Annotated in this window: 20 protein-coding genes; 8 read left to right on the top strand and 12 right to left on the bottom strand. The window is 65.5% G+C overall.

Annotated features, from left to right (window positions below):
* Positions 1-114: 114 nt before the first annotated feature.
* From mtgA to NMQ14_RS06040, 3 genes are read right to left on the bottom strand one after another with little or no spacing between them, the layout of a single operon-like run.
* Positions 115-807, bottom strand: coding sequence for a monofunctional biosynthetic peptidoglycan transglycosylase (mtgA, locus tag NMQ14_RS06050; RefSeq protein WP_257094377.1), 693 nt, complete (start codon positions 805-807; stop codon positions 115-117).
* A gap of 14 nt (positions 808-821) precedes the next feature.
* On the bottom strand, positions 822-1,655 hold the full coding sequence (gene aroE, locus NMQ14_RS06045; protein WP_257094375.1) for a shikimate dehydrogenase: 834 nt from the start codon (positions 1,653-1,655) through the stop codon (positions 822-824).
* A gap of 4 nt (positions 1,656-1,659) precedes the next feature.
* Entirely contained in the window at positions 1,660-2,559 is a 900-nt protein-coding gene (locus NMQ14_RS06040) for an energy transducer TonB (RefSeq protein ID WP_257094373.1), read from the bottom strand.
* A gap of 188 nt (positions 2,560-2,747) precedes the next feature.
* On the opposite strand from NMQ14_RS06040, the gene NMQ14_RS06035 reads away from it, so the two are divergent.
* From NMQ14_RS06035 to NMQ14_RS06025, 3 genes are all read left to right on the top strand, one after another.
* On the top strand, positions 2,748-3,572 hold the full coding sequence (locus NMQ14_RS06035; protein ID WP_257094371.1) for an undecaprenyl-diphosphate phosphatase: 825 nt from the start codon (positions 2,748-2,750) through the stop codon (positions 3,570-3,572).
* Positions 3,572-4,141: a YqiA/YcfP family alpha/beta fold hydrolase gene (locus NMQ14_RS06030; protein ID WP_257094369.1), complete on the top strand. Its 570-nt coding sequence runs from the start codon at positions 3,572-3,574 to the stop codon at positions 4,139-4,141. Before NMQ14_RS06035 ends, NMQ14_RS06030 begins: the two co-directional genes overlap by 1 nt.
* Positions 4,117-4,248 (top strand): hypothetical protein, encoded by a 132-nt coding sequence (locus NMQ14_RS06025; protein ID WP_257094524.1) that lies wholly within the window; start codon positions 4,117-4,119, stop codon positions 4,246-4,248. Before NMQ14_RS06030 ends, NMQ14_RS06025 begins: the two co-directional genes overlap by 25 nt.
* Before the next feature lie 142 nt (positions 4,249-4,390).
* Here the strand turns inward: NMQ14_RS06025 and NMQ14_RS06020 are convergent, their stop codons facing one another.
* Entirely contained in the window at positions 4,391-5,860 is a 1,470-nt protein-coding gene (locus tag NMQ14_RS06020) for a hypothetical protein (protein ID WP_257094368.1), read from the bottom strand.
* Positions 5,861-6,023: 163 nt separating this feature from the next.
* On the opposite strand from NMQ14_RS06020, the gene NMQ14_RS06015 reads away from it, so the two are divergent.
* Entirely contained in the window at positions 6,024-6,818 is a 795-nt protein-coding gene (locus NMQ14_RS06015; protein WP_257094365.1) for a thymidylate synthase, read from the top strand.
* Complete coding sequence (locus NMQ14_RS06010; protein ID WP_257094363.1) at positions 6,785-7,309, top strand: dihydrofolate reductase; 525 nt, start codon at positions 6,785-6,787, stop codon at positions 7,307-7,309. Before NMQ14_RS06015 ends, NMQ14_RS06010 begins: the two co-directional genes overlap by 34 nt.
* Before the next feature lie 48 nt (positions 7,310-7,357).
* Here NMQ14_RS06010 and NMQ14_RS06005 read toward each other — a convergent pair whose 3' ends face one another.
* The 6 genes from NMQ14_RS06005 to NMQ14_RS05980 form a co-directional block, all read right to left on the bottom strand.
* Positions 7,358-9,610, bottom strand: coding sequence for an arginine/lysine/ornithine decarboxylase (locus tag NMQ14_RS06005; protein WP_257094361.1), 2,253 nt, complete (start codon positions 9,608-9,610; stop codon positions 7,358-7,360).
* 160 nt (positions 9,611-9,770) lie between these two features.
* The gene (locus tag NMQ14_RS06000; RefSeq protein WP_257094359.1) at positions 9,771-10,439 is read right to left on the bottom strand and encodes a PEP-CTERM sorting domain-containing protein; all 669 of its coding nucleotides are present in this window, start codon (positions 10,437-10,439) and stop codon (positions 9,771-9,773) included.
* A gap of 155 nt (positions 10,440-10,594) precedes the next feature.
* Complete coding sequence (gene dcd, locus NMQ14_RS05995; protein WP_257094357.1) at positions 10,595-11,161, bottom strand: dCTP deaminase; 567 nt, start codon at positions 11,159-11,161, stop codon at positions 10,595-10,597.
* 123 nt (positions 11,162-11,284) lie between these two features.
* A complete protein-coding gene (locus NMQ14_RS05990) occupies positions 11,285-12,511 on the bottom strand; it encodes a cytochrome-c peroxidase (protein ID WP_257094355.1) in 1,227 nt (408 codons plus the stop codon).
* The gene (locus tag NMQ14_RS05985) at positions 12,468-13,169 is read right to left on the bottom strand and encodes an SCO family protein (protein WP_257094351.1); all 702 of its coding nucleotides are present in this window, start codon (positions 13,167-13,169) and stop codon (positions 12,468-12,470) included. The genes NMQ14_RS05990 and NMQ14_RS05985 overlap by 44 nt, the downstream gene beginning before the upstream one ends.
* A 14-nt stretch (positions 13,170-13,183) precedes the next feature.
* The gene (locus NMQ14_RS05980) at positions 13,184-14,515 is read right to left on the bottom strand and encodes a selenium-binding family protein (RefSeq protein WP_257094349.1); all 1,332 of its coding nucleotides are present in this window, start codon (positions 14,513-14,515) and stop codon (positions 13,184-13,186) included.
* Between the two features lie 356 nt (positions 14,516-14,871).
* Between NMQ14_RS05980 and NMQ14_RS05975 the strand changes: the two genes are divergently transcribed.
* From NMQ14_RS05975 to NMQ14_RS05965, 3 genes are all read left to right on the top strand, one after another.
* A complete protein-coding gene (locus NMQ14_RS05975; protein ID WP_257094347.1) occupies positions 14,872-16,179 on the top strand; it encodes a nitrogen regulation protein NR(II) in 1,308 nt (435 codons plus the stop codon).
* The gene (locus NMQ14_RS05970; RefSeq protein WP_257094345.1) at positions 16,145-16,867 is read left to right on the top strand and encodes a response regulator transcription factor; all 723 of its coding nucleotides are present in this window, start codon (positions 16,145-16,147) and stop codon (positions 16,865-16,867) included. The genes NMQ14_RS05975 and NMQ14_RS05970 overlap by 35 nt, the downstream gene beginning before the upstream one ends.
* Before the next feature lie 251 nt (positions 16,868-17,118).
* Positions 17,119-17,724 carry a TetR/AcrR family transcriptional regulator gene (locus NMQ14_RS05965; protein ID WP_257094343.1) on the top strand — a complete coding sequence of 202 codons (606 nt, stop codon included), beginning with the start codon at positions 17,119-17,121 and terminating at the stop codon, positions 17,722-17,724.
* A 2-nt stretch (positions 17,725-17,726) separates the two neighbouring features.
* Here NMQ14_RS05965 and NMQ14_RS05960 read toward each other — a convergent pair whose 3' ends face one another.
* Both NMQ14_RS05960 and NMQ14_RS05955 read right to left on the bottom strand, forming a co-directional pair.
* Positions 17,727-18,266, bottom strand: coding sequence for a hypothetical protein (locus NMQ14_RS05960; RefSeq protein ID WP_257094341.1), 540 nt, complete (start codon positions 18,264-18,266; stop codon positions 17,727-17,729).
* Entirely contained in the window at positions 18,263-19,396 is a 1,134-nt protein-coding gene (locus NMQ14_RS05955) for an NAD(P)/FAD-dependent oxidoreductase (RefSeq protein WP_257094339.1), read from the bottom strand. The genes NMQ14_RS05960 and NMQ14_RS05955 overlap by 4 nt, the downstream gene beginning before the upstream one ends.
* Between the last annotated feature and the right edge of the window lie 275 nt (positions 19,397-19,671).

Raw genomic sequence — 19,671 nt, 5'->3', positions numbered from 1 at the left:
CGGACCGCGGACGGGTCCGGGACAGCCAAATTTTGAAGGCTATCAAGTTCTTTTGTAAGAAAAAATCGTACAAAGGAATGAGAAAAAATCCGTTAAATTTTGATACTCAAGCAATCACGGTAACTGCGAGTAGTGCATGCGCGCCGCCACGCTGGCCGCATGCGCGGCCAGGCGCGGGCCGAAGGTCTTTTCGTACTTGCGCGGGTTGGGCAGCATGACGGCCAGCCGCGCCGCCTGATCCGGCCCGAGCTTCGCCGCCGGCACGCGGTAGTAGCGCTGCGCGGCCGCTTCGGCGCCGAAGATGCCGTCGCCCCACTCCACCACATTCAGATAGATTTCGAGGATGCGCCGCTTGTCCATCACGGCCTCCATCATGAAGGTGATGGCCGCCTCCTGCGCCTTGCGCAGATAGCTGCGGCTCGGGCTGAGAAACAGGTTCTTCGCCAGCTGTTGGCTGATGGTCGAGCCGCCGGCCACCGCACGGCCCTTCTTGCGGTTCTTTTCCATCGCTTTCTGGATGCCTTCCCAGTCGAAGCCTTCGTGATCGACGAAGCCGTCGTCCTCGGCCGCAATCACGGCGCGTTTCAGGTGCACCGAAATACGCTCGTAGGGCACCCACTGCCTGCGCAGCTGTGCGTCCGGCTGACGCTCGCGCATTTCGGACAGGCGCAGCGACATGAAGCGGGTTTCGTCCGGATTGAATTTCGTCCACCACAGCAGGTGACCGAAGATCCACAGCTGGTAGGCCAGCGCCAGCAGCACTGCAGCGGCGAGCAGCCATTTCAGCAGGCGCAGGAGGCGACGCATGGCGGGGGCAACGCTCAGGCTAGCGGCGGCGTTGCCGCGCGCAGCATGTCGCGCACCGGCGCCGTGTCCGGCCGTACGCCACGCCACAGCTCGAACGCTTCGGCGGCCTGCTCGACCAGCATGCCCAGACCGTCGGCCAGCGTGTCGGCGCCCTGCGCGCGCGCCTGTTTCAGAAAGGCGGTCAGGCCGCGGCCATAGACCATGTCGTACGCCAGACTGCCCGGTGCATACAACCCGTCCGGCAGCGGCGGCGCCTGGTCACTCAGACTGGCGCTGGTGGCGTTGATCACGATGTCGTACGGCGCATCGGCGGCATCCTGCCAGCCCCCGGCGGCCAGCGCGGCGCGACTGTCGTGCCCGGCGAAATGTGTTTCGAGACCACGCGCCTTGTCGGCGGTGCGGTTGGCGATGAACAGACGCGCCACACCTGCATCGAGCAACGGCAGCACGACGCCACGCGCAGCGCCGCCGGCACCGAGCAGCAGCACGCGCGCGCCGTCGAGCCGGCCACCGAGCCACTCGAGGTCACGCACCAGCCCGGCACCGTCGGTGTTGTCGCCCAGCACGTGCTGATCGAACACGAAAGTGTTGACCGCGCCGGCCAGCCGCGCCCTTTCGGTCAGGCGATCCGCCAGCCGCCAGGCCTCTTCCTTGAACGGCACGGTGATGTTCATGCCGCGCCCGCCCTCGGCGCGAAATTGCCCGACCGTGGCGGCGAAACCTTCCAGCGGCGCCAGCAGCGCCTCGTAACGCATGTCCTGACCGGTCTGCGCGGCGAAGGCGGCGTGGATGGCGGGTGATTTGCTGTGCGAAATGGGATGACCCACCACGGCGTAACGATCAGGCATCGGTCTAGCGTGCTTCAAGCTGGTCGCCCTGGGTGAAGCTCCAGGTACGGGTGATGGACAGGATTTCGAAGTCGCGCTTGATATCCGGCGAGAAGGGCGCATAAGGTGCGGCCATGCGCACGATGCGCTGCGCGGCCTCGTCGAGCAGCGGCTGACCGGACGAGCGGCTGACGTAGATCTGTTCGATTTCGCCGTCGGACCGGATCTCGACCGTCAACGTGAGGTTGCCGTAGATGCGGCCGCGCGCCGCGCTCGGGTAATTCAGGTTGCCGATGCGCTCGACCTTCTGCCGCCAGTCCTCGATGTACTGCGCGAAGCGGTATTCCTGCGTGCGTGCGCCGACGAATTTCTTGCGCGGACGCTTGTTGTAGTCATCCACATTGCGCGCAATTTCTGCCTCGAGCCGCGCCATCGCCATGGCGCGCGCCGCGAGGTCGGCGCCGCGGGGCAACGGTACGGCCTGCGGCGTCGGTTCCGGCTGTTCGACCCGACGTTCCTCTTCCCGGACTGCCGTCTTTGCCTGCGCCTCGGCCAGCAGCTTCTGCTGCAGCGCTTCGAGTTCCTGCACGCGGCTCTGCGTGCTGACCAGCTGATCGCCGGTCTGGTCGCGCTTGCTGGCCGGAAGCGGAGTTTTTGCACGGCGGTCCTGATCGGTATTGCCGCCGCCATCGAGACTGGCCTGTGCAAGCGCCTGCGGATCGACCGGCTTCTGCTTGCCACGCGCATTGACCAGCACGACTTCCAGCGGCTGATCGACCGCCTTCTGCTTCGGCTTGAGGTCGGGCGCGAAATTGATCGCCAGCACGAAGCCATGCACGAGGATCGACACCGCGATGCCGATGGCCAACGGCGGAAGCGCGGGTTCGGCCGTGCGCAGGGCAGCTGGCCGAACGCTGGTCAGCACCGCTCTCTCGGGCGTGGCCGCGGACTTCGGGCGGGTGCGGGCTGCAGCGCTTTTTCGTGGCATGGGGCGGGATTTTACAGGCGGCCGGTGAAATACCGCCGCCCGGCAGGAAATGAGACCGCACGGTGTCGCGGGCATGTCACGACGAGCGTCCTATAATCGCCGGTCTTTCGTGTGCAGCAAACTCCATGGATCCATTGCTGATCAAGGCCTTCATCCTCGGCATCATTGAAGGTCTGACCGAGTTCCTGCCCATTTCCAGCACCGGCCACCTGATCATCGCAGGCAGCCTGCTGGGTTATACCGACGACACCAGTCGCGTATTCAAGATCGTCATCCAGCTGGCCGCGATACTGGCGATCTGCTGGGAGTACCGGCGCAAGCTCATCGATGTCGGCAGCGGCGTGCTGGCGCGCGACCCGCAGGCATACCACTTCGTGATACTGGTGCTGATCGCCTTCATGCCCGCGGCGGTACTCGGCTTCCTGCTGCACGGCGTGATCAAGGCCTATCTGTTCAACCCGCTGACCGTAGCGGGCGCGCTGATCGTCGGCGGCGTGCTCATCCTGCTGATCGAGCGGCGCAATCACCAGCCGCGCTACGAAACCGTGGAAGACATGGACTGGCGTGCCGCGCTCAAGGTGGGTTTCGCGCAGTCCGTGGCGATGTTTCCCGGCGTGTCGCGTTCCGGTGCGACCATCATGGGCGGCCTGATTTTCGGCCTGTCTCGCCGTGCGGCGACCGAGTTCAGCTTTTTCCTCGCCATTCCGACCATGTTCGCGGCCACCGCCTACGACGTGTACAAGAACTGGGCGCTGCTGCGCGCCGAAGATCTGCCGGTGTTCGCGACCGGTTTCGTGGCGTCCTTCCTGGCCGCCTTCTTCAGCGTGCGCTGGCTGCTGCGCTACATCTCCACCCACACCTTCGAGGTGTTCGCCTGGTACCGCATCGTCTTCGGCATCATCGTGCTGCTGACGGCCGCCGGCGGCTGGGTGGACTGGGCGGATCACTGATGCAGAAGCTGATCTATCTGCACGGTTTCCGCTCCGGCCCGCAGTCGGTCAAGGCCGTGCAGTTGCGCGCCCACCTCGCACGACAGGGTCGGGCCGGAGACCTGTGGTGCGAACAGTTGCCGCCCGGGCCGCTGGACGCGATCGCGCTGATCGAATCAGTGCTGTGCCCGGCGCTGGCCGCCCGCGATGAAGTCGCTTTGGCCGGCTCGTCGCTGGGCGGCTTCTATGCGCTGCATCTGGCGGAAAAGCACGGCCTGCGCGCGGCGCTGATCAACCCGGCCGTGGTCGCACCGCAATCGCTCGGCGATTACGTCGGCGAACATGAGCATATGTATACAGGCGAGGTGTTCCGCTTCGAGCAGGAACATGTCGAACAGCTGGCGGAGCTGGACGTTGCGGCCATCACGCAACCGGAACGCTACCTGGTGCTGCTGGAAACCGGCGACGAGGTACTGGACTGGTGGCAGGCGGTACTGAAGCTTCGCGGCGCCAACCTTGTCGTGCATGCCGGCGGCGATCACAGCNGGAAACCGGCGACGAGGTACTGGACTGGTGGCAGGCGGTACTGAAGCTTCGCGGCGCCAACCTTGTCGTGCATGCCGGCGGCGATCACAGCCTGCAGAGCTTCGCGAAAGAGCTTCCGCGGATGACCGGATTCCTGCTGCCGGATCGCTGAGGGCGAATGCTGATTGTTGGGCATCGCTGGCGCTCACCCCAACCTACGGCAGCGAGGGCGCTCGCCGGCCATCACGTTGCCCATCCCCCGTAGGTTGGGGTGAGCGCAGCGATGCCCAACACCCGCCCTGCACAAAGTCGCGCTACCGGAAGTCGCTGACGCGGAAGCGGGCGAGATCGAAATTGGCGCCGCGCTCGATCAGTTCGACCGGATCAAGCCTGACGTGCCGCCCGTTGATCGAGGCGTGCAGCGGGTACTCGGCCGAATAGCCGGTGCCGTTGATCGCCAGGCGCACGACGGCGCCGGTGATCGGGTCATCCAGCGCAACGGCTTCGCCGCTGTTGCGCTCTGAAAACACCTCCAGCGGACGTGCCGTGGTCGACAGCGTTTCAATGCCGACCGTGCCGCGCGCGTCGCGACCTCGCATGTAGCGGCGCACGACCCCGACCAGCCAGTTGTCACCGCCCGACGGCTGCATGCCGACCAGCGAGCCCACGCGAACCCACTCGGCGCTGGCGGTGGGTGCCGTTGCGCCGATGCCACCCAGACTGGCGTCGGACATTTCCCAGCGATAGATCACCGCCTCGTCGCGCGCGCCGCGCAGCACGTGGTGCAGATGCTTGATGCCATTGGCGACCGCGAGCGCACCGCCCAGCGTGTGGCGGCGGTACTGCCGGGTCGGCGGGTCGAGCGCCCAGTTGATCGACAGGTGGCGCAGCAGCCGACCCAGTTGTTCCGGCGACGGCTCTTCATCAAAGTGCAGCGAATCCGGCCGTTCGCCGGCTTCGAGCTTGCGAGCCATCGCGAGTGCGGCATCTGCGGCTGCGATGCCGGAGAAGTAGCGGATTCCGTCGGTGGTCAGCGGTGCGCGCACCAGACGCAGCGGCGGAGCAGGCTGATTGGAGTCCAGCCAGTGCGTGGTGCCGCGCTCGACGGCGGACGCCATCGAAAACCGGGCCGCGAAATAACTGGTGAGCTGCTCGGCCAGTCGCACGCCGGCCGGCACCAGACCTTCCGGTGCCGCCACATGCAGGGCGATCAGGCGCAGATACTCGCGTTCGACCGACGTCGCCGCTTCGTCGGCGGCATTGACCACCTCGCGCACCTCGGCACCCGATGCCTGCGCGAGCAGGTAAGCCTGCCCTGCCACCTGCCACAGCCCGGCATCGACCGGACCATTGTGATAGACGTCCCACTTGAAGCGCTGGCGGCACGCCCGCACGGTGCGCGAGGCCAGACGAGATAGACCGCTGAGCACCGACGCCTGCGCCGGGTCGGACATGTAGCGGTCGAGTGCGAATTCGTAGGCGGACGACAGGATGGACCAGAAATCGCGGCCGGTGCGCCACACCACATCCTTGCCTTCGGGTTGCTCGACGTAAGCACTGTCGAGCTTTCGCAAGTGGGGCTGGGCGCTGGAATCGAACTGATAGAGCAGATTGACGTGATGCGCGATGTCGATATTGGCGGCTTCGCTGACCGATTCGACCCAGCCGGTCAGTTCGTTGATGGCCAGATCAGGCTGCGCAGCGGCTATTTCGGCCAGCACACGGCGCAGCTCGGCCGGATTGCCGAGCACGCTCGCCGGGGATGAAGAAAAGACACCGAACATACCTGCCACCTCCGCCGCTCGGGATGCGCCCCGATTGTACTGATCATCAATCGTCCGTCGGACGGTGTGCATCCCCGCCCGTGCTGCATGCAGACCGCGCCGGAACCGCGCGCTGGACTACAATCCCGACCCTCTAGCGTAACGCGACTGCGCGATATTTTCCATGCGGCAATATCTCGACCTCATGCGCCATGTGCTCGAACAGGGCGCGCTCAAGACCGACCGCACCGGAACCGGCACCCGTTCGGTGTTCGGCTGGCAGATGCGTTTCAATCTCGCCGACGGCTTTCCGGTGCTGACGACGAAGAAACTGCACCTGCGCTCCATCATCGTCGAATTGCTGTGGTTCCTGCGCGGCGACACCAATATCGCCTGGCTGAAGGAAAACGGCGTCAGCATCTGGGACGAGTGGGCCGACGAAAACGGCGACCTCGGTCCGGTGTATGGCGCCCAGTGGCGCAGCTGGCCGACGCCCGACGGGCGCCACATCGACCAGATTGCCGAACTGATCAAGGGGTTGCGCCAGAATCCGGATTCGCGCCGCCACATCGTCAGCGCATGGAACCCGGCCAGCATCCCGTCGATGAAGCTGCCGCCCTGCCATGCACTGTTCCAGTTCTACGTCGCCGACGGTGCATTGTCCTGCCAGCTGTACCAGCGCAGCGCTGACATATTTCTCGGAGTGCCTTTCAATATCGCAAGTTACGCGCTGCTGACGATGATGATGGCCCAGGTGTGCGGGCTCAAGCCGGGCGAATTCATCCATACGCTGGGTGACGCGCACCTGTACCTGAACCATGTCGATCAGGCCCGCGAGCAGTTGTCACGCACGCCGCGGCCGCTGCCGGTGATGCACATCAACCCGGCGGTGACCGACCTGTTCGCCTTCGCGCCGGAGGATTTCCGGCTCGAAGGCTATGACCCGTGGCCGCACATTCCGGCCAAGGTGGCCGTGTGACGCCGCGCCTGTCGCTGATTGCCGCCCTGGCAGCCAATGGCGTGATCGGCCGCGACAACACCATGCCCTGGCACTTGCCGGAAGACCTGAAGCGCTTCCGTGCACTGACCATGGGTCACCCGATGATCATGGGTCGCAAGACCTGGGATTCGCTCGGCCGGCCGTTGCCGGGTCGCACCAGCATCGTGGTCAGCCGGCAGCCCGGGCTGTCGATTCCGGGCGCCATCGTCGTGCCGTCGCTGGCGGCGGCGCGCGAGGCAGCCGCGCAGGCCAAAGGTGGCGCGGACGCCTTCATCATCGGCGGCGCCCAGCTGTACGCACTGGCGCTGCCGCACGTACAGCGGCTGCTGCTGACCGAAATCGCCGACCGATTTGACGGCGACACGGTATTCCCCGCCTTCGACCGAAGTGAATGGATCGAAACCGCCCGCGAACCGGCTGTCAGCGCCAGCGGGTTACCGTACGCCTTCGTCGATTACGCGCGGCGCTGAACGACCGCGCAGCGCGTCGCAACAGCCGCCTCGCCGACGGCCCGACGGTCAGTCGCGTACGCAATCGACCAGATAGTTGATCGTTTCGCCCTCGCCATCGCCGACCAGACCGTGGATATCGGTTTCGAAGCCCGGGAAGGCGCGGTTGAATTCGCGTGCAAAGCGCAGGTAATTGACGATGGTGCGGTTGAAGCGCTCGCCCGGGATCAGCAGCGGGATGCCCGGCGGATAGGGCGTCAGCAGCACGGCGGTGATGCGGCCTTCGAGGTCGTCGATCGGCACGCGGTCGATCTCTCGGTGCGCCATGCGCGCCCACGCCTCGGCCGGCTTCATCGCCGGTTCCATCGGCGACAGATACATTTCCGTCGTCAGGCGCGCGATGTCGTGCTTCTTGTACATTTCGTGGATGCGCACGCACAGGTCGCGCAACCCCACACGTTCGTAGCGCGAATGCGCGGCCACGAACTCCGGCATCACCTTCCACAGCGGTTCGTTGTTGTCGTAGTCATCCTTGAACTGCTGCAGTTCGGTCACCAGCGTGTTCCAGCGGCCCTTGGTGATGCCGATGGTGAACATGATGAAGAAACTGTACAGGCCGGTCTTCTCGACGATGATGCCGTGCTCGGCCAGATAGCGCGTCAGCATGCCGGCAGGGATGCCCCAGTCGGCAAAGTCACCATCGACATCCAGACCCGGCGTGATGACCGTCGCCTTGATCGGATCGAGCAGGTTGAAGCCTTCGGCCAGATCGCCGAAGCCATGCCAGCGCTCGCCGGCGCGCAGTGTCCAGTCTTCGCGGGTGCCCAGCCCTTCTTCCGCCAGATGTTCCGGGCCCCATACCTTGAACCACCAGTCGGCGCCGAATTCCGCGCCGACCTTGCGCATCGCGCGGCGGAATTCGACCGCTTCGGCCAGTGACTCCTCGACCAGCGCCGTGCCGCCCGGCGGCTCCATCATCGCGGCCGCCACGTCGCACGACGCGATGATCGCGTACTGCGGGCTGGTGGACGTGTGCATCAGGTAAGCCTCGTTGAACACGTCACGATCGAGCGAGCGGGTCTGCGAATCCTGTACCAGGATCTGCGACGCCTGCGACAGGCCGGCCAGCAGCTTGTGCGTCGACTGCGTGGAAAAGATCATCGAATCCTTGCAGCGCGGCCGGCCTTCGCCGATGGCGTGGTAGTCGCCGTAGAAATCGTGGAAGGACGCGTGCGGCAGCCAGGCTTCGTCGAAATGCAGCGTGTCGATCTGGCCGTCGAGCACGTCCTTGATGGCTTCCACGTTGTACAGGATGCCGTCGTAGGTCGATTGCGTGATGGTCAGGATGCGTGGCTTCTTGTTCGACACCTTGCGCGCGAACGGATTGGCCTCGATCTTGGCGCGGATCACGTCCGGACTGAATTCGGACAGCGGAATCGGGCCGATGATGCCGTAGTGATTGCGTGTCGGCGTCAGGAAGACCGGAATCGCGCCGGTCATGATGATGGAGTGCAGGATGGATTTGTGGCAGTTGCGATCGACCACCACGATGTCGTCCTGCGCCACGGTCGAATGCCACACCATCTTGTTCGACGTCGACGTGCCATTGGTGACGAAGAACAGGTGATCGGCGTGGAAGATGCGGGCCGCGTTGCGCTCGGACGCGGCCACCGGGCCGGTATGGTCGAGCAGCTGACCCAGTTCCTCGACCGCGTTGCACACGTCGGCACGCAGCATGTTCTCGCCGAAGAACTGGTGGAACATGCGCCCGACCGGGCTTTTCAGGAAGGCGACGCCGCCGGAGTGGCCCGGGCAGTGCCAGGAGTAGGAGCCGTCCTGCGCGTAGTGCACCAGCGCACGGAAGAACGGCGGCGGCAGCGAGTCGAGATAGGCACGTGCTTCGCGCACGATGTAACGCGCGACGAATTCCGGCGTGTCCTCGAACATGTGGATGAAGCCGTGCAGCTCGCGCAGGATGTCGTTCGTGATGTGGCGCGTGGTGCGCGTCTCGCCGTACAGGAAGATCGGGATATCGGCGTTGCGGCGGCGGATTTCCGCCACGAATTCGCGCAGGTTCTGCAGCACGGCCTGGATTTCCGCCGCGCTGCCACCACCGAACTCCTCGTCGTCGATCGACAGGATGAAGGTGGATGCCCGGCTCTGCTGCTGCGCGAACGAGGTCAGGTCACCGTAACTGGTGACCCCCAGTATCGTCAGACCTTCCTTCTCGATCGCTTCGGCCAGCGCACGGATGCCCAGACCGGACGCGTTCTCGGAACGGAAGTCCTCGTCGATGATGATGATCGGAAACTCGAAGCGCATGGCGTCAACCTGTGTGATGGCAGGAGCGCCCTGACACGGCGCTCCGGGTTGCAGAGAACCTGCAATCCTGAGCGCGCGATGGTATCAGTTCGATGTCTCAAAACAATCCGGGCCGCACTGGGGCGGCCCGGACGGAATGTTGCGGATGCTGCGGATGGGTTCAGCCGAGGCGACGACGGGCGACAGCGCCAACAACCAGCAGGCCGGCGAGAATCATCGCGTAGGACGCGGGTTCCGGCACCGGGGCGGCGACCGAGGTGTAGCTGTCGAGGAATTCAACGCGTACGCCAGTCGGGTTGCCACTGCCCTGCGCTCCGTTGTTCACGAAGAAATCGATCGTATTCACGCCGGCAACGAAGCCGGTCGTGGCGGCGAACGACGTCCAGCTGTTGAAGGACGAGCCGGTCGAAATGGTGGCGCCATTGAAAACGACGTAGCCGCTGTTGTCCGACGCCCAGCGGCCGGAAAATCCGGACGCCGACGGATCATATCCGGTGAGATCGAAGCTGATCGACCACTTGTACAGGCCGGCGGTCGACGGATCGTAGCTTTCCGCGGCGTTTGCCGACGGCGTCAGCCAGGCTGAATCCCAGTTGTTGGCAAGCCACGGACCGAAAGGAAAGCCCGAACCGGTGGTCACGACGCCGTAGCCGTCGGTGCCGGTCGCCGTTCCGGCAATCGCCGTGAAGCTGTAGCGGGTGTCGGTCATGCCGGCATCAAAGCCGGTACCGGTGTTTTCGAGGCCGTCGATCCAGGGCACGTCGAGCGAGGCAAATGCGCCCGTCGAAGCGATGGCAAGACCTGAAGCGAGAAGAAGGTTTCTGAACATGACGGCTCCGCAGTGATTCGTGAAAGTGAGCGGAGTCTAGGGCGGGCCGTCAGGGCGGACTGTTCATAAAGTCACGTCGCTGCGCCGTGTAACGCTTGGTATCGATTCGCGCGCAAATGCATCCGGAAAGCGTGCAGTTGCGCACGGAAACCTCGTCAGATCTTGGGCAGCGTGACGCCGGTCTGCCCCTGATACTTGCCACCGCGGTCGCGATACGAGGTTTCGCACGGCTCGTCGGACTCAAAGAACAGCATCTGCGCCACGCCTTCGTTGGCGTAGATGCGTGCCGGCAGTGGCGTGGTGTTCGAGAACTCCAGTGTGACGTGACCTTCCCATTCGGGTTCGAGCGGGGTCACATTGACGATGATGCCGCAGCGCGCGTAAGTGCTTTTGCCCAGACACACCACCAGCACATTGCGCGGCACGCGAAAGTACTCGACCGTGCGCGCCAGCGCGAAGGAATTGGGCGGAATGATGCACGACTCGCTGTTCATTTCGACGAAGGAATTCGGATCGAAGGTCTTCGGATCGACGATGGTCGAGTTGATGTTCGTGAAGACCTTGAATTCGGCCGCGCAACGCACATCGTAACCATAGCTCGACGTGCCGTAGGACACGATGCGCCGGCCTTCGACCTCGCGCACCTGACCTGCCTCGAACGGCTCGATCATGCGGTGTTCTTCGGCCATGCGGCGTATCCAGCGATCGGATTTGATGCTCATCAGCGTAACCTCGGCGTGCGTAAGCGGGCGCCCGGGCGCCACGAAAGAGCGCGATTGTTGCAAGTTCGGCGCAGAAAAGCACGCGCTGCCTCGCCCCGACGGACCGCGCGTGGCCGCCGCCGCTCAACGGCCGTGCGGGGCTGGCACTGCGGGGCCTGACTCGGTGATCGGGTTCAGCGTGGTCATGAAGGTCGATTGGCGTAGCCCCTCGTCCACCCAGCGCTGGTGTTCGCCGGTCAGTGCCCTCAGGAAGGCGACCAGCGCGGCCTTTTCGTCGTCGCCCAGATGCAGCGGCACGATCAGCGGGCTCTGATCCGGCGCGCCACCGCCGCCACGGTCGTAGAAGTCCACCACCGCTTCGAGCGTCGGCAGCGAGCCGTCGTGCATATAGGGCGCGGTCAGCGCCACGTTCCGCAGCATCGGTGTCTTGTAGGCCCAGCGGTCGTCCGGGTCGAGCGTGATTTCGAAGCGGCCGACGTCGCTCGGTACCTTCTCGCCGATCGAATCAATGCGCTCGGCCGTCATCGTCGTCTGCAATCCGGGTACCAGCTGCACTTCGACGAGCGGCCGCGGCAAGCCGCTCAACCAGCCGATGCCGGTGTTGTGGTAACGGAAATCCGAGAACAGCGCGGACTGCTCGCCCATCGTATGACAGGTCGTGCAGCGCCCCTTGCCGGCGAACAACTCCAGCCCCTGCTGCTCCTGGACCGTCAGCGCCGTCTCGTCGCGGCCATAGCGGTAGCGATCGAAGCGGGAATTGGCCGACACCAGCGATCGCTGATAGCTGGCCAGGGCCTGGCCCACCGTCTCGACCGTCGGCCCACGACCGTCGAAAGCGTGCTCGAACGCGCCCTGGTAGTCGGGCAGCGTGCGCAGCTTGTCCAGCACATGGCCGATCGACGGATTGGCCATTTCGTTGTGCGCAAGGAACGGTCCCCACACCTGGACTTCCAGTTCCCCTTCGCGGCCGTCATGGAACAGGCGCGGGTGGTAGCCCACGTTGAGCACCGTGGGGGCGTTGCGCCGTACCGTGGCGCCCTCGTTGCCGATCGCCATGCGAAGTTCGTTGGCGGTGAACCCTTGGTCGGGCACGTGGCACATGCCGCACGACATGGTGCCGTTGAACGACAGCCGGCGATCGAAGAAAACCTTGCGCCCCAGTTCGATGCGTACTGCCGTGGGCGGGTTGTCCGGCGGGTGCGGCATGACGGGCAGGCCGAGCGGCACAGCGATGGCCGCCGTGGCCGCATCGTGCGCCACCTCGCCGGCACAGCCGGTCAGCGCGAGCGCCAGCGCGAGCACGTATTCAACGCGTCCGCGCCGTCTCGAGCAGGAGTGTTTCAATGTCATTGAACATGACCTCAGGCATCAGGAAGGCGGTTGTATAGATCTCGCGGACCCGGCCGTCGCGATCAATCAGGAAGAGCTTGAGCATGTGGTTGAGCACCCGCGTCGGGCGCCCCTGGGTGTCCAGTTCGACCGAAACGTCCTGACCCAGGTCGTCGAGGATGGGTTTCAGATCGGCGACCGAACGCGTGGTAAGGAAGTGCCAGCGCACCGGGCTCTTCGGATCGGCCAGTGCGCCGGCGTACATGCGCATCGATGCCGCATCGTCGTGCGACGGATCGAAGGACAGGCTGACCAGCCTGACCTGGCGCGCCATGTCGGGCCGACGCAGCAGACGCTCGCGCAACTGCGTCAGCGTCGCGTAGGCAAGCGGACAGCCCACCGGGTCTACGCAGTAGGTGTACATGAAGGACAGCAGCGTGATGCGCTCCCGCGTATAGCGGGCGAGCCCGTAGGTACGGCCGTCGATGTCCACCACCCGCCCGTTGGGCGAGCGCTGTATCGGCGGCAAGCGGTAGCTGCCCGCGGCGGGCGCGACGAAATCCTGATGCGGCGTGCTGGGCGCGAGATCGGCATTGGATGCGCCCTGCGAGCCATCGGCCAGCAGGGCGCCCAGCACCAGCGCCGTCGCCGCCGTCCGGACGCGGCGGAGGATCGGCATGTGTTCGCCTCGACTCAGCGGTTCGACGCAAGTTCGGCGACGCGCTCCTTCAGCCCGGCGGTGTTCGCCGGCTTCGCCGAAAACTTCATGTGATGCGCACGACCCAGCTTGAGCGCATAGAAGTCGATCGAGAACTTCTCGCTGAGCGCCTTGCCGTCCCAGTGGAACAGCTTCAGGAACTGCTGGTCGTCGCCGCCCTTCTTGTCCCAGTTGCCGAGCAGGCTGGTGGTGAAGTAGACCCGCTTGCCGTCCCAGCTCTGGCTCACCATGTTGACCTGCGAACCGATCACCTTCTGGTAGACCTCCCTCGGTGCCTCCGGATCGGAAATGTCGAAGTAGCGCGCGGTGCCGTCGAGGAAGGTGTTCACCCACAGCCCCTTCGCGTCGGCGGTGATCGAAATGTCGACCGGCAGCGGCACCTTGGACGGGTCACCCACGGTACCGACCTCCTTCGCCTGCCACTCGCCCTTCGCGTCCTGCTTGATCAGCACCAGTTTCGATGTGAGCGCGGTGGCCGTGTAGGCCCAGTTGTCGCCGTTCTTCAGTGACCAGCGGATTTCCAGCGGCGCGCCGGGCACGTTCATCACCTTCTGCGGCTTCATCGACTTCAGGTCCCACATGACCATGGTGTTGCCGAAGTGCTTCATCGCATCGGCATCCTTCACCATCTTGCCGAAGTCCATCATGTAGTTGTTCCAGCCGGTGAAGCTGGAAGTAAGCAGTGCGTTCTTCTGCGGATTGATGCCGATGTCGTAACCGTAGCCGTCGGCCATCACGTCGCCGTGCTTGCCGGTCGGCATGTCGTACTTTTCGACGAACTCGCCCTTGTTGTTATAGATGACCAGCCCGGTGCGGCCGCCGTGATCCTTGTCGTTGGACAGGGCCTGCACCATCATCCGGCCGGGCAGCGCATAGAAGGTATGCGGCCCGACATAGCCGGTCTTCTGCGTGAAGTCGGAAATGGTGTGCACCAGCTTCGGCTTCGCGGGATCGCTGGCGATGTCGAACACGAAGATGCGGTTGTCGTCGAGCCTGCCTGCCCACAGGAATCGGCGGTCGTCGGTGAAGCCGGTGTGGTGCGCCTCGCCACGCCCCCCGACGGTCACGGAATGGACCACCTTGCCGTAGTCCTTCGACTTCGGATTCACATCCACGGTGACCAGCTTGTCCGATTCGTCACCCATGCCCTTCACGCCCAGCGTCCACACGTGGACGAAATCCTCCTGCCCCTTGATCAGCTTCGTCGTGTAGGGCGAGTTGCAGGTTTCATCGGCCTGTACCGGCAGCGTGCCGCCGAACGAAGCAATCAGGGCGAATGCAAGGGCGGTGGCTTTCAGCTTGCTCATCAGGATCTCCTTCCTCTGGTTGTCGGTCGTGCCGACCGCACCGGGTGCGGCCCGACACCGTCTCCAGGCTGCGCATGCAAACCCGTTGACGTACCGTTTGGTATGTTTATAGTCGTAACGCGGAGGCATTGGCGCCGCCATTCTTGTCGCTGCAACGCAGCAGCCCGGAGCACTGGATCAGCCATCGTGAAGACTGCCGCTCATCGTTCCGACATGCCTTCCGGCTCGCCGGCCCGGGTCTGTGCTCCGGAACGGCCTCAATGCTACCGCCGGCACGGCAGCGCCACCATCCGGACGAACTCCGGCGCAGCCGAGGGATTTCCCTTAGCCGGTGTCGAACGCGAGCTGCATCAGGCATGAATGCGCTGACCGGCATCGGCCTGCTCGCCACGCTCGCGCTGGCCACCTCGTCGATATGGGCGCTACGCACGCACCGGCAGCGACTGGCCGAGGCGGCGCAGACGATACGCACGCTGCAATCGGAGCGCGATGCGCTGGTGACGGCGCACGGCGAGGCGGAGGCGCGCCTGACGTCGAGCGAGCAGCGGCTGCGTCTGCTGCTCGAGTCCGAACCGGAATGCGTGAAGCTGCATACCTGCGACGGCAGCGTGCTGGAAATGAACCCGGCCGGCCTCGCCATGATGGATGCGTGTTCCACGGATCAGGTGCTCGGTCGCTCCATCTTCTCCTTCATCGCCGAAGAGCATCGCCAGCCCTATATCGAACTGACCGAGCGGGTGTTCCGCGGCGAGAGCGGGCGGCTGGAGTTCCGCCTGACCAGCCTGCAGGGGCGTCTGCGCTGGATGGAAACCAGTGCGGCACCGCTGCGCGACGAACATGGCCAGATCATCGCGCTGCTCGGCGTCACCCGCGACATGACCGAGCGGCGCGCCGCCGAGGAACAGGACCGGCAGCACCTGTCCGCGCTTGCCCACGTGGTACGCACCTGCACCATGGGCGAGATGGCGACCAATCTGGCGCACGAGCTGAACCAGCCGCTGGCGGCCATCGTCAATTACACGCGCGGGTCGCTGCGACGCCTGCGCGCTCAAGCTGCCGCCGCACCAGAGGTGCTCGAATCGCTCGAACACGTGTGCACGCAGGCGGAGCGTGCCGCCGGCATCATCCGCAATCTGCGCACCTTCCTCGGCAAGCGCGAACCGGCGCTGACCGCGCTCAATCTGAACGACATCGTGCAGGCCACCAGCGCGCTGATTGGCTCGGAAGCTCGCGCGCACGGCGTGAGCATCCTGTTCTCGCCATCCGCCGATCTGCCGCCGGCGCGCGGATCGCGCATCGAGGTGGAACAGGTGCTGCTGAACCTGATGCGCAACGCAATCGAGGCGATGACGACCGCCGCATCCCCTTGCCGCGAGATCCGCGTATCCACCGGCCACGGACACGACGGCTACGCCTTCGTGGACATCGCCGACTCCGGGCCCGGCATAGACGGCGCCGACCCCACGCGCATCTTCCAGCCCTTCTTCACGAGCAAGGACGAAGGCATGGGCATGGGTCTGCCGATCAGCCGCTCCATCATCGAAGCACACGGCGGACAGCTCTGGCTCGCACGGAACAACAACGACGGCGCGACCTTCCGGTTCACGCTGCAAACGGGGGAGACACTGCATGGGCGGAACGGAACCGACGGTCTACGTGGTTGACGACGACGACGCGGTGTCGTCGTCGCTGTCCTGGTTGCTGGAGTCCATCGGGCTTCGCGTCCGGACCTACCGCAACGCGCTCGACTTCATCGCCGCGATGGACGCCGATCCGTGGGGCTGTCTGGTGCTCGATGTGCGCATGCCGGGCATGAGCGGACTGGAGTTGCAGCAGCGACTGCGCGATCGCGATGTCGGGCTGCCGGTCATTTTCATTACCGGTCACGGCGGCGTGGCCAACGCGGTGAAGGCGATCAAGGCCGGCGCTTTCGACTTCCTGGAGAAGCCCTTCGACGACCAGACCCTGCTCGACCGCGTACAGCAGGCCATCGGGCTCAACAGTGAGGCGCGCCGTTGCCGCACTGCCCGCACAGCGCTGCTTGACCGTTACGCCAGCCTGACGCCACGCGAGCGCGAGGTGATGGATCTGGTGGTCGAGGGCCGGCCGAACAAGGTGATCGCACAGGTGCTCGGCCTGTCGAGCAAGACGGTGGAGGCGCACCGCGCGCACGTAATGGACAAGATGGCCGCCCGCTCGCTGACCGAACTGGTGAAGCAGTCGCTGTGCATCCAGTCGCCGGACTCCGGCTGGATCGGCACCGGCACGGGCATGCCGCACGGCCGCGCGGGAAACCCCTTGACCGAACAGGGAGTCGACCGGATTTCCGCCCCCCGTGCCGCTCGGCCATAGTGGCGACACCCTGCGACCGAGCGCCCGGCGCTCGGCACCGGACGCAGGCAAAAGAATCGTGGCTCCGGTGCATGCGTGCCCGTACCTGCCGGTCGACCGCGCCACATCGCGCGCCGCGCCGCCCCCGCGTGGTGTCGCATCTCGACCGGGAAGAAGGGGAAACTTCCGCGGCGCGTGCGCCATGTCACCGAGACCGCCACGCGGTCGCGCCTCGTGCTAGAAAGCGGCAGTCCCCCCTCTGCGCCGCCAGCATGAGCCGCCCTTCACGCAAAAACGAACTGCTCGACACCGCCCGTTACCTGGTCATGCGCAAGGGCTTCTCGGCGACGTCGGTGGATGAGATCTGCACGCTGTCGCAGATGACGAAGGGCGCCTTCTTCCATCACTTCAGCGACAAGGAAGGGTTCGGCCTGGCCCTGCTCGACCATTTCGAACACGAGGGCCGGCTGCGCATGCAGGCCCATCCGCCTCTGCGCAAGCGCAGCGCACGCAGCCAGCTGCACGCCTACCTCGACCTGCTCGGCGACATGTACGGCGAAGACGCGCGCTTTCGCGACGGCTGCATGTTCGCCATCCTCGCCTACGAGTCGTCCGATCCATCCTCCCCGCTGCGGCGGGCCTGCGCTGCAGCGCTGGAGCGCTGGATGGAGGGCGCCTGCGCGCAGTTCGCGCAGATCATCGCACTGCTGGACACGCCACCTCCGGTGCGAGCCGAAGATCTGGCCGAGCACCTGCTCGTGGTGATCGAGGGCGCGCTGGTCATGGGCCGCATCCGCGACCCTGCCGTGGCGATCGCGCGGGCGCTGGCGCAGTTCCGGTCCTACGCCGAAGCCGCGCTCGGTCTCGGCGGGCGCTGAGTTCAGCCGCGCGCACCGCGCGCCACCGCGACCAGCCAGTGCAGCGCATCCTGAGTATCCGGGCGCATCAACAGGCGGAAAAGCGATGCCGCTCCGCCGGGCGACGCAGTGCCGGCGGCGCGCGCCGACCCGTCGTTCACGGCCTGAAGCAGCGTCAGCAGAGCAGAGCGCTCCAATCCGTCGTCGCGCGATGCCGCGCGTTCAAGACGATCGAGCAGACGGGCCGCGCCAGGACTGTTCAGCAGATGCAGCAGGCGCAGGGCCCCACCCGCCAGATCGGCAGCGTCGGACACCATGTCGGGCGTGAAGCCATCCTCCAGCAGTTCGAACACCCGCTGCAGGCCGTCCGCCTCCGCTGCGGCCGGCGCGCAGTCGCCGGTGCGCAGGGCCTCATGCAGTTTCCAGGCGCGGATCGCTTCGGCGGCCAGGCGGTCGAGCGCGCCGCTCCGTGCCATATCCGCCAGCACGCACGGCGCCTCGGTCAGTCCGGCCCGTTCGCACCAGTCCTGGAGCGCACGCCAGTCCTCTTCGCGGGCCGTCACGGAAAACCTCTCAGCGACGACCAGTAGAGACGGTGATAGAAGGTTTTCGCCATGTGCATCGCGCGACTGGGCGCGCGCGGGCGCGGCGGCTCCGCGTAGTTGAAGGCGGCGTAGGTGGCGCGGTCACGGCTGGTTTCGATGAAACACAGCACCTTGCCGTCGTAGCCATGGGTGTCACCGCCACCGCGCGCGCGGGAAGCCAGATTCGCGGCGATCACCTCGGCCTGGAAACGTGCCGTCGAGCCCGCCTTGCTCACCGGCAGATTGGTGGTGTCACCGAGCACGAACACGTCGTCGTGCCCCTGCATGGTGAGCAGCCGCCGATGCGTCGGCACCCAGCCGCGCGGCCCCAGCCCGCTGCGTTCGATCGCCTCGGCGCCGCGATGTGGCGGAATGGCGATCAGCAGATCGTAGTCAACGCTCAGCCCCTCCTCGCTGTGCACGGTGCGCGTGGCACCATCGACCGACGCGATGTTGAAATAGGTCGCGCTGCGTATACCGCGGCGGGCGAACTCGATGCGCGCCCACTCGGCCACTGCCTCGATCGAATGCAGGCGGCCGATCGGATAGGTGTAGAGCAGGTCGACGCGCGGCGCGATAGCACGTCGCACGAACAGGTCATGCAGCAGAAAGGTCAGTTCCAGCGGCGCCATCGGGCATTTGTGAGGGACTCCGGTGGTCACCACGACGCGACCGCCGTCGAAGGCCTGCAGTGCCTGAGCCAGCCTGAGTGCCGCCGCCTCGGTGTAGAAGCCATGCGCATGTTCGGCCAGGCCCGGCACCTCTTCCGGCGTCACCCGCGAGCCGGTGGCGATGACCAGCCAGTCATAGCTGTAGGCATTGCCGCTGGCGCCGCGCACCTGCTTCGAGTCCGGCGCAAAAGCGACCACCTCGTCGATCAGCAGCGCGATGCGCGGGTCGAGCAGCGTGCGCTGGTCGCGATGCAACGCATCCACCGTGGTCTGTCCCAGAGCGAGATGCAGCAGGCCAGGCTGGTAGAGATGCCTTGGAGACGCGGAAAGCACCACCACATCCACCTCGCCGCGCTGCAGCTCCGGTGCCAGCAGCCTTGCCAGCCTGTTGGCCAGTATCGTGCCACCGATACCGGCGCCGACGATCATGATGCGCATGAAGTCCGCTCCCCCGGCATTGCCCCAGGGTCTGTTGCCATTGGATCGCGAACCGCGTTTGCAGCGCGCGAGGCACGGGCAAGGCGTGCGACGAAGTCGAGACTGGCCGTCTCGACAAGGAGCGCAACGCGGTCCGTGCCTCGCACGCTGCAAACCCGGAGGGCGCGAGTCCCGATGCGCCCAGCTCCGCGTTGGGCCTCCTGGCCTGACGGCCAGTCAGCCGGCGTCGGCCCGCCTTGATCCGGACGCATCGGGAATCGCACGCGGCCCGCGAT

It is taken from the genome of Methyloversatilis sp. XJ19-13, assembly GCF_024580155.1.
In the GTDB taxonomy this organism is placed as follows: Bacteria; Pseudomonadota; Gammaproteobacteria; order Burkholderiales; family Rhodocyclaceae; genus Methyloversatilis.
Note: the sequence above shows the minus strand (reverse complement) of the source record. Positions and strands in the feature narration are given on the sequence as shown.

Excerpts from the sequence above, each read along its gene's own strand:
- NMQ14_RS05985 (WP_257094351.1), bottom strand. The coding sequence starts at position 13,169 with ATGCCGATCCTCCGCCGCGTCCGGACGGCGGCGACGGCGCTGGTGCTG.
- NMQ14_RS06000 (WP_257094359.1), bottom strand. The coding sequence starts at position 10,439 with ATGTTCAGAAACCTTCTTCTCGCTTCAGGTCTTGCCATCGCTTCGACG.
- NMQ14_RS05990 (WP_257094355.1), bottom strand. The coding sequence starts at position 12,511 with ATGACATTGAAACACTCCTGCTCGAGACGGCGCGGACGCGTTGAATAC.
- NMQ14_RS05980 (WP_257094349.1), bottom strand. The coding sequence starts at position 14,515 with ATGAGCAAGCTGAAAGCCACCGCCCTTGCATTCGCCCTGATTGCTTCG.
- NMQ14_RS05970 (WP_257094345.1), top strand. The coding sequence starts at position 16,145 with ATGGGCGGAACGGAACCGACGGTCTACGTGGTTGACGACGACGACGCG.
- NMQ14_RS05975 (WP_257094347.1), top strand. The coding sequence starts at position 14,872 with ATGAATGCGCTGACCGGCATCGGCCTGCTCGCCACGCTCGCGCTGGCC.
- NMQ14_RS06020 (WP_257094368.1), bottom strand. The coding sequence starts at position 5,860 with ATGTTCGGTGTCTTTTCTTCATCCCCGGCGAGCGTGCTCGGCAATCCG.
- NMQ14_RS06035 (WP_257094371.1), top strand. The coding sequence starts at position 2,748 with ATGGATCCATTGCTGATCAAGGCCTTCATCCTCGGCATCATTGAAGGT.
- aroE (WP_257094375.1), bottom strand. The coding sequence starts at position 1,655 with ATGCCTGATCGTTACGCCGTGGTGGGTCATCCCATTTCGCACAGCAAA.
- dcd (WP_257094357.1), bottom strand. The coding sequence starts at position 11,161 with ATGAGCATCAAATCCGATCGCTGGATACGCCGCATGGCCGAAGAACAC.
- NMQ14_RS06005 (WP_257094361.1), bottom strand. The coding sequence starts at position 9,610 with ATGCGCTTCGAGTTTCCGATCATCATCATCGACGAGGACTTCCGTTCC.
- NMQ14_RS05965 (WP_257094343.1), top strand. The coding sequence starts at position 17,119 with ATGAGCCGCCCTTCACGCAAAAACGAACTGCTCGACACCGCCCGTTAC.
- mtgA (WP_257094377.1), bottom strand. The coding sequence starts at position 807 with ATGCGTCGCCTCCTGCGCCTGCTGAAATGGCTGCTCGCCGCTGCAGTG.
- NMQ14_RS05955 (WP_257094339.1), bottom strand. The coding sequence starts at position 19,396 with ATGCGCATCATGATCGTCGGCGCCGGTATCGGTGGCACGATACTGGCC.
- NMQ14_RS06015 (WP_257094365.1), top strand. The coding sequence starts at position 6,024 with ATGCGGCAATATCTCGACCTCATGCGCCATGTGCTCGAACAGGGCGCG.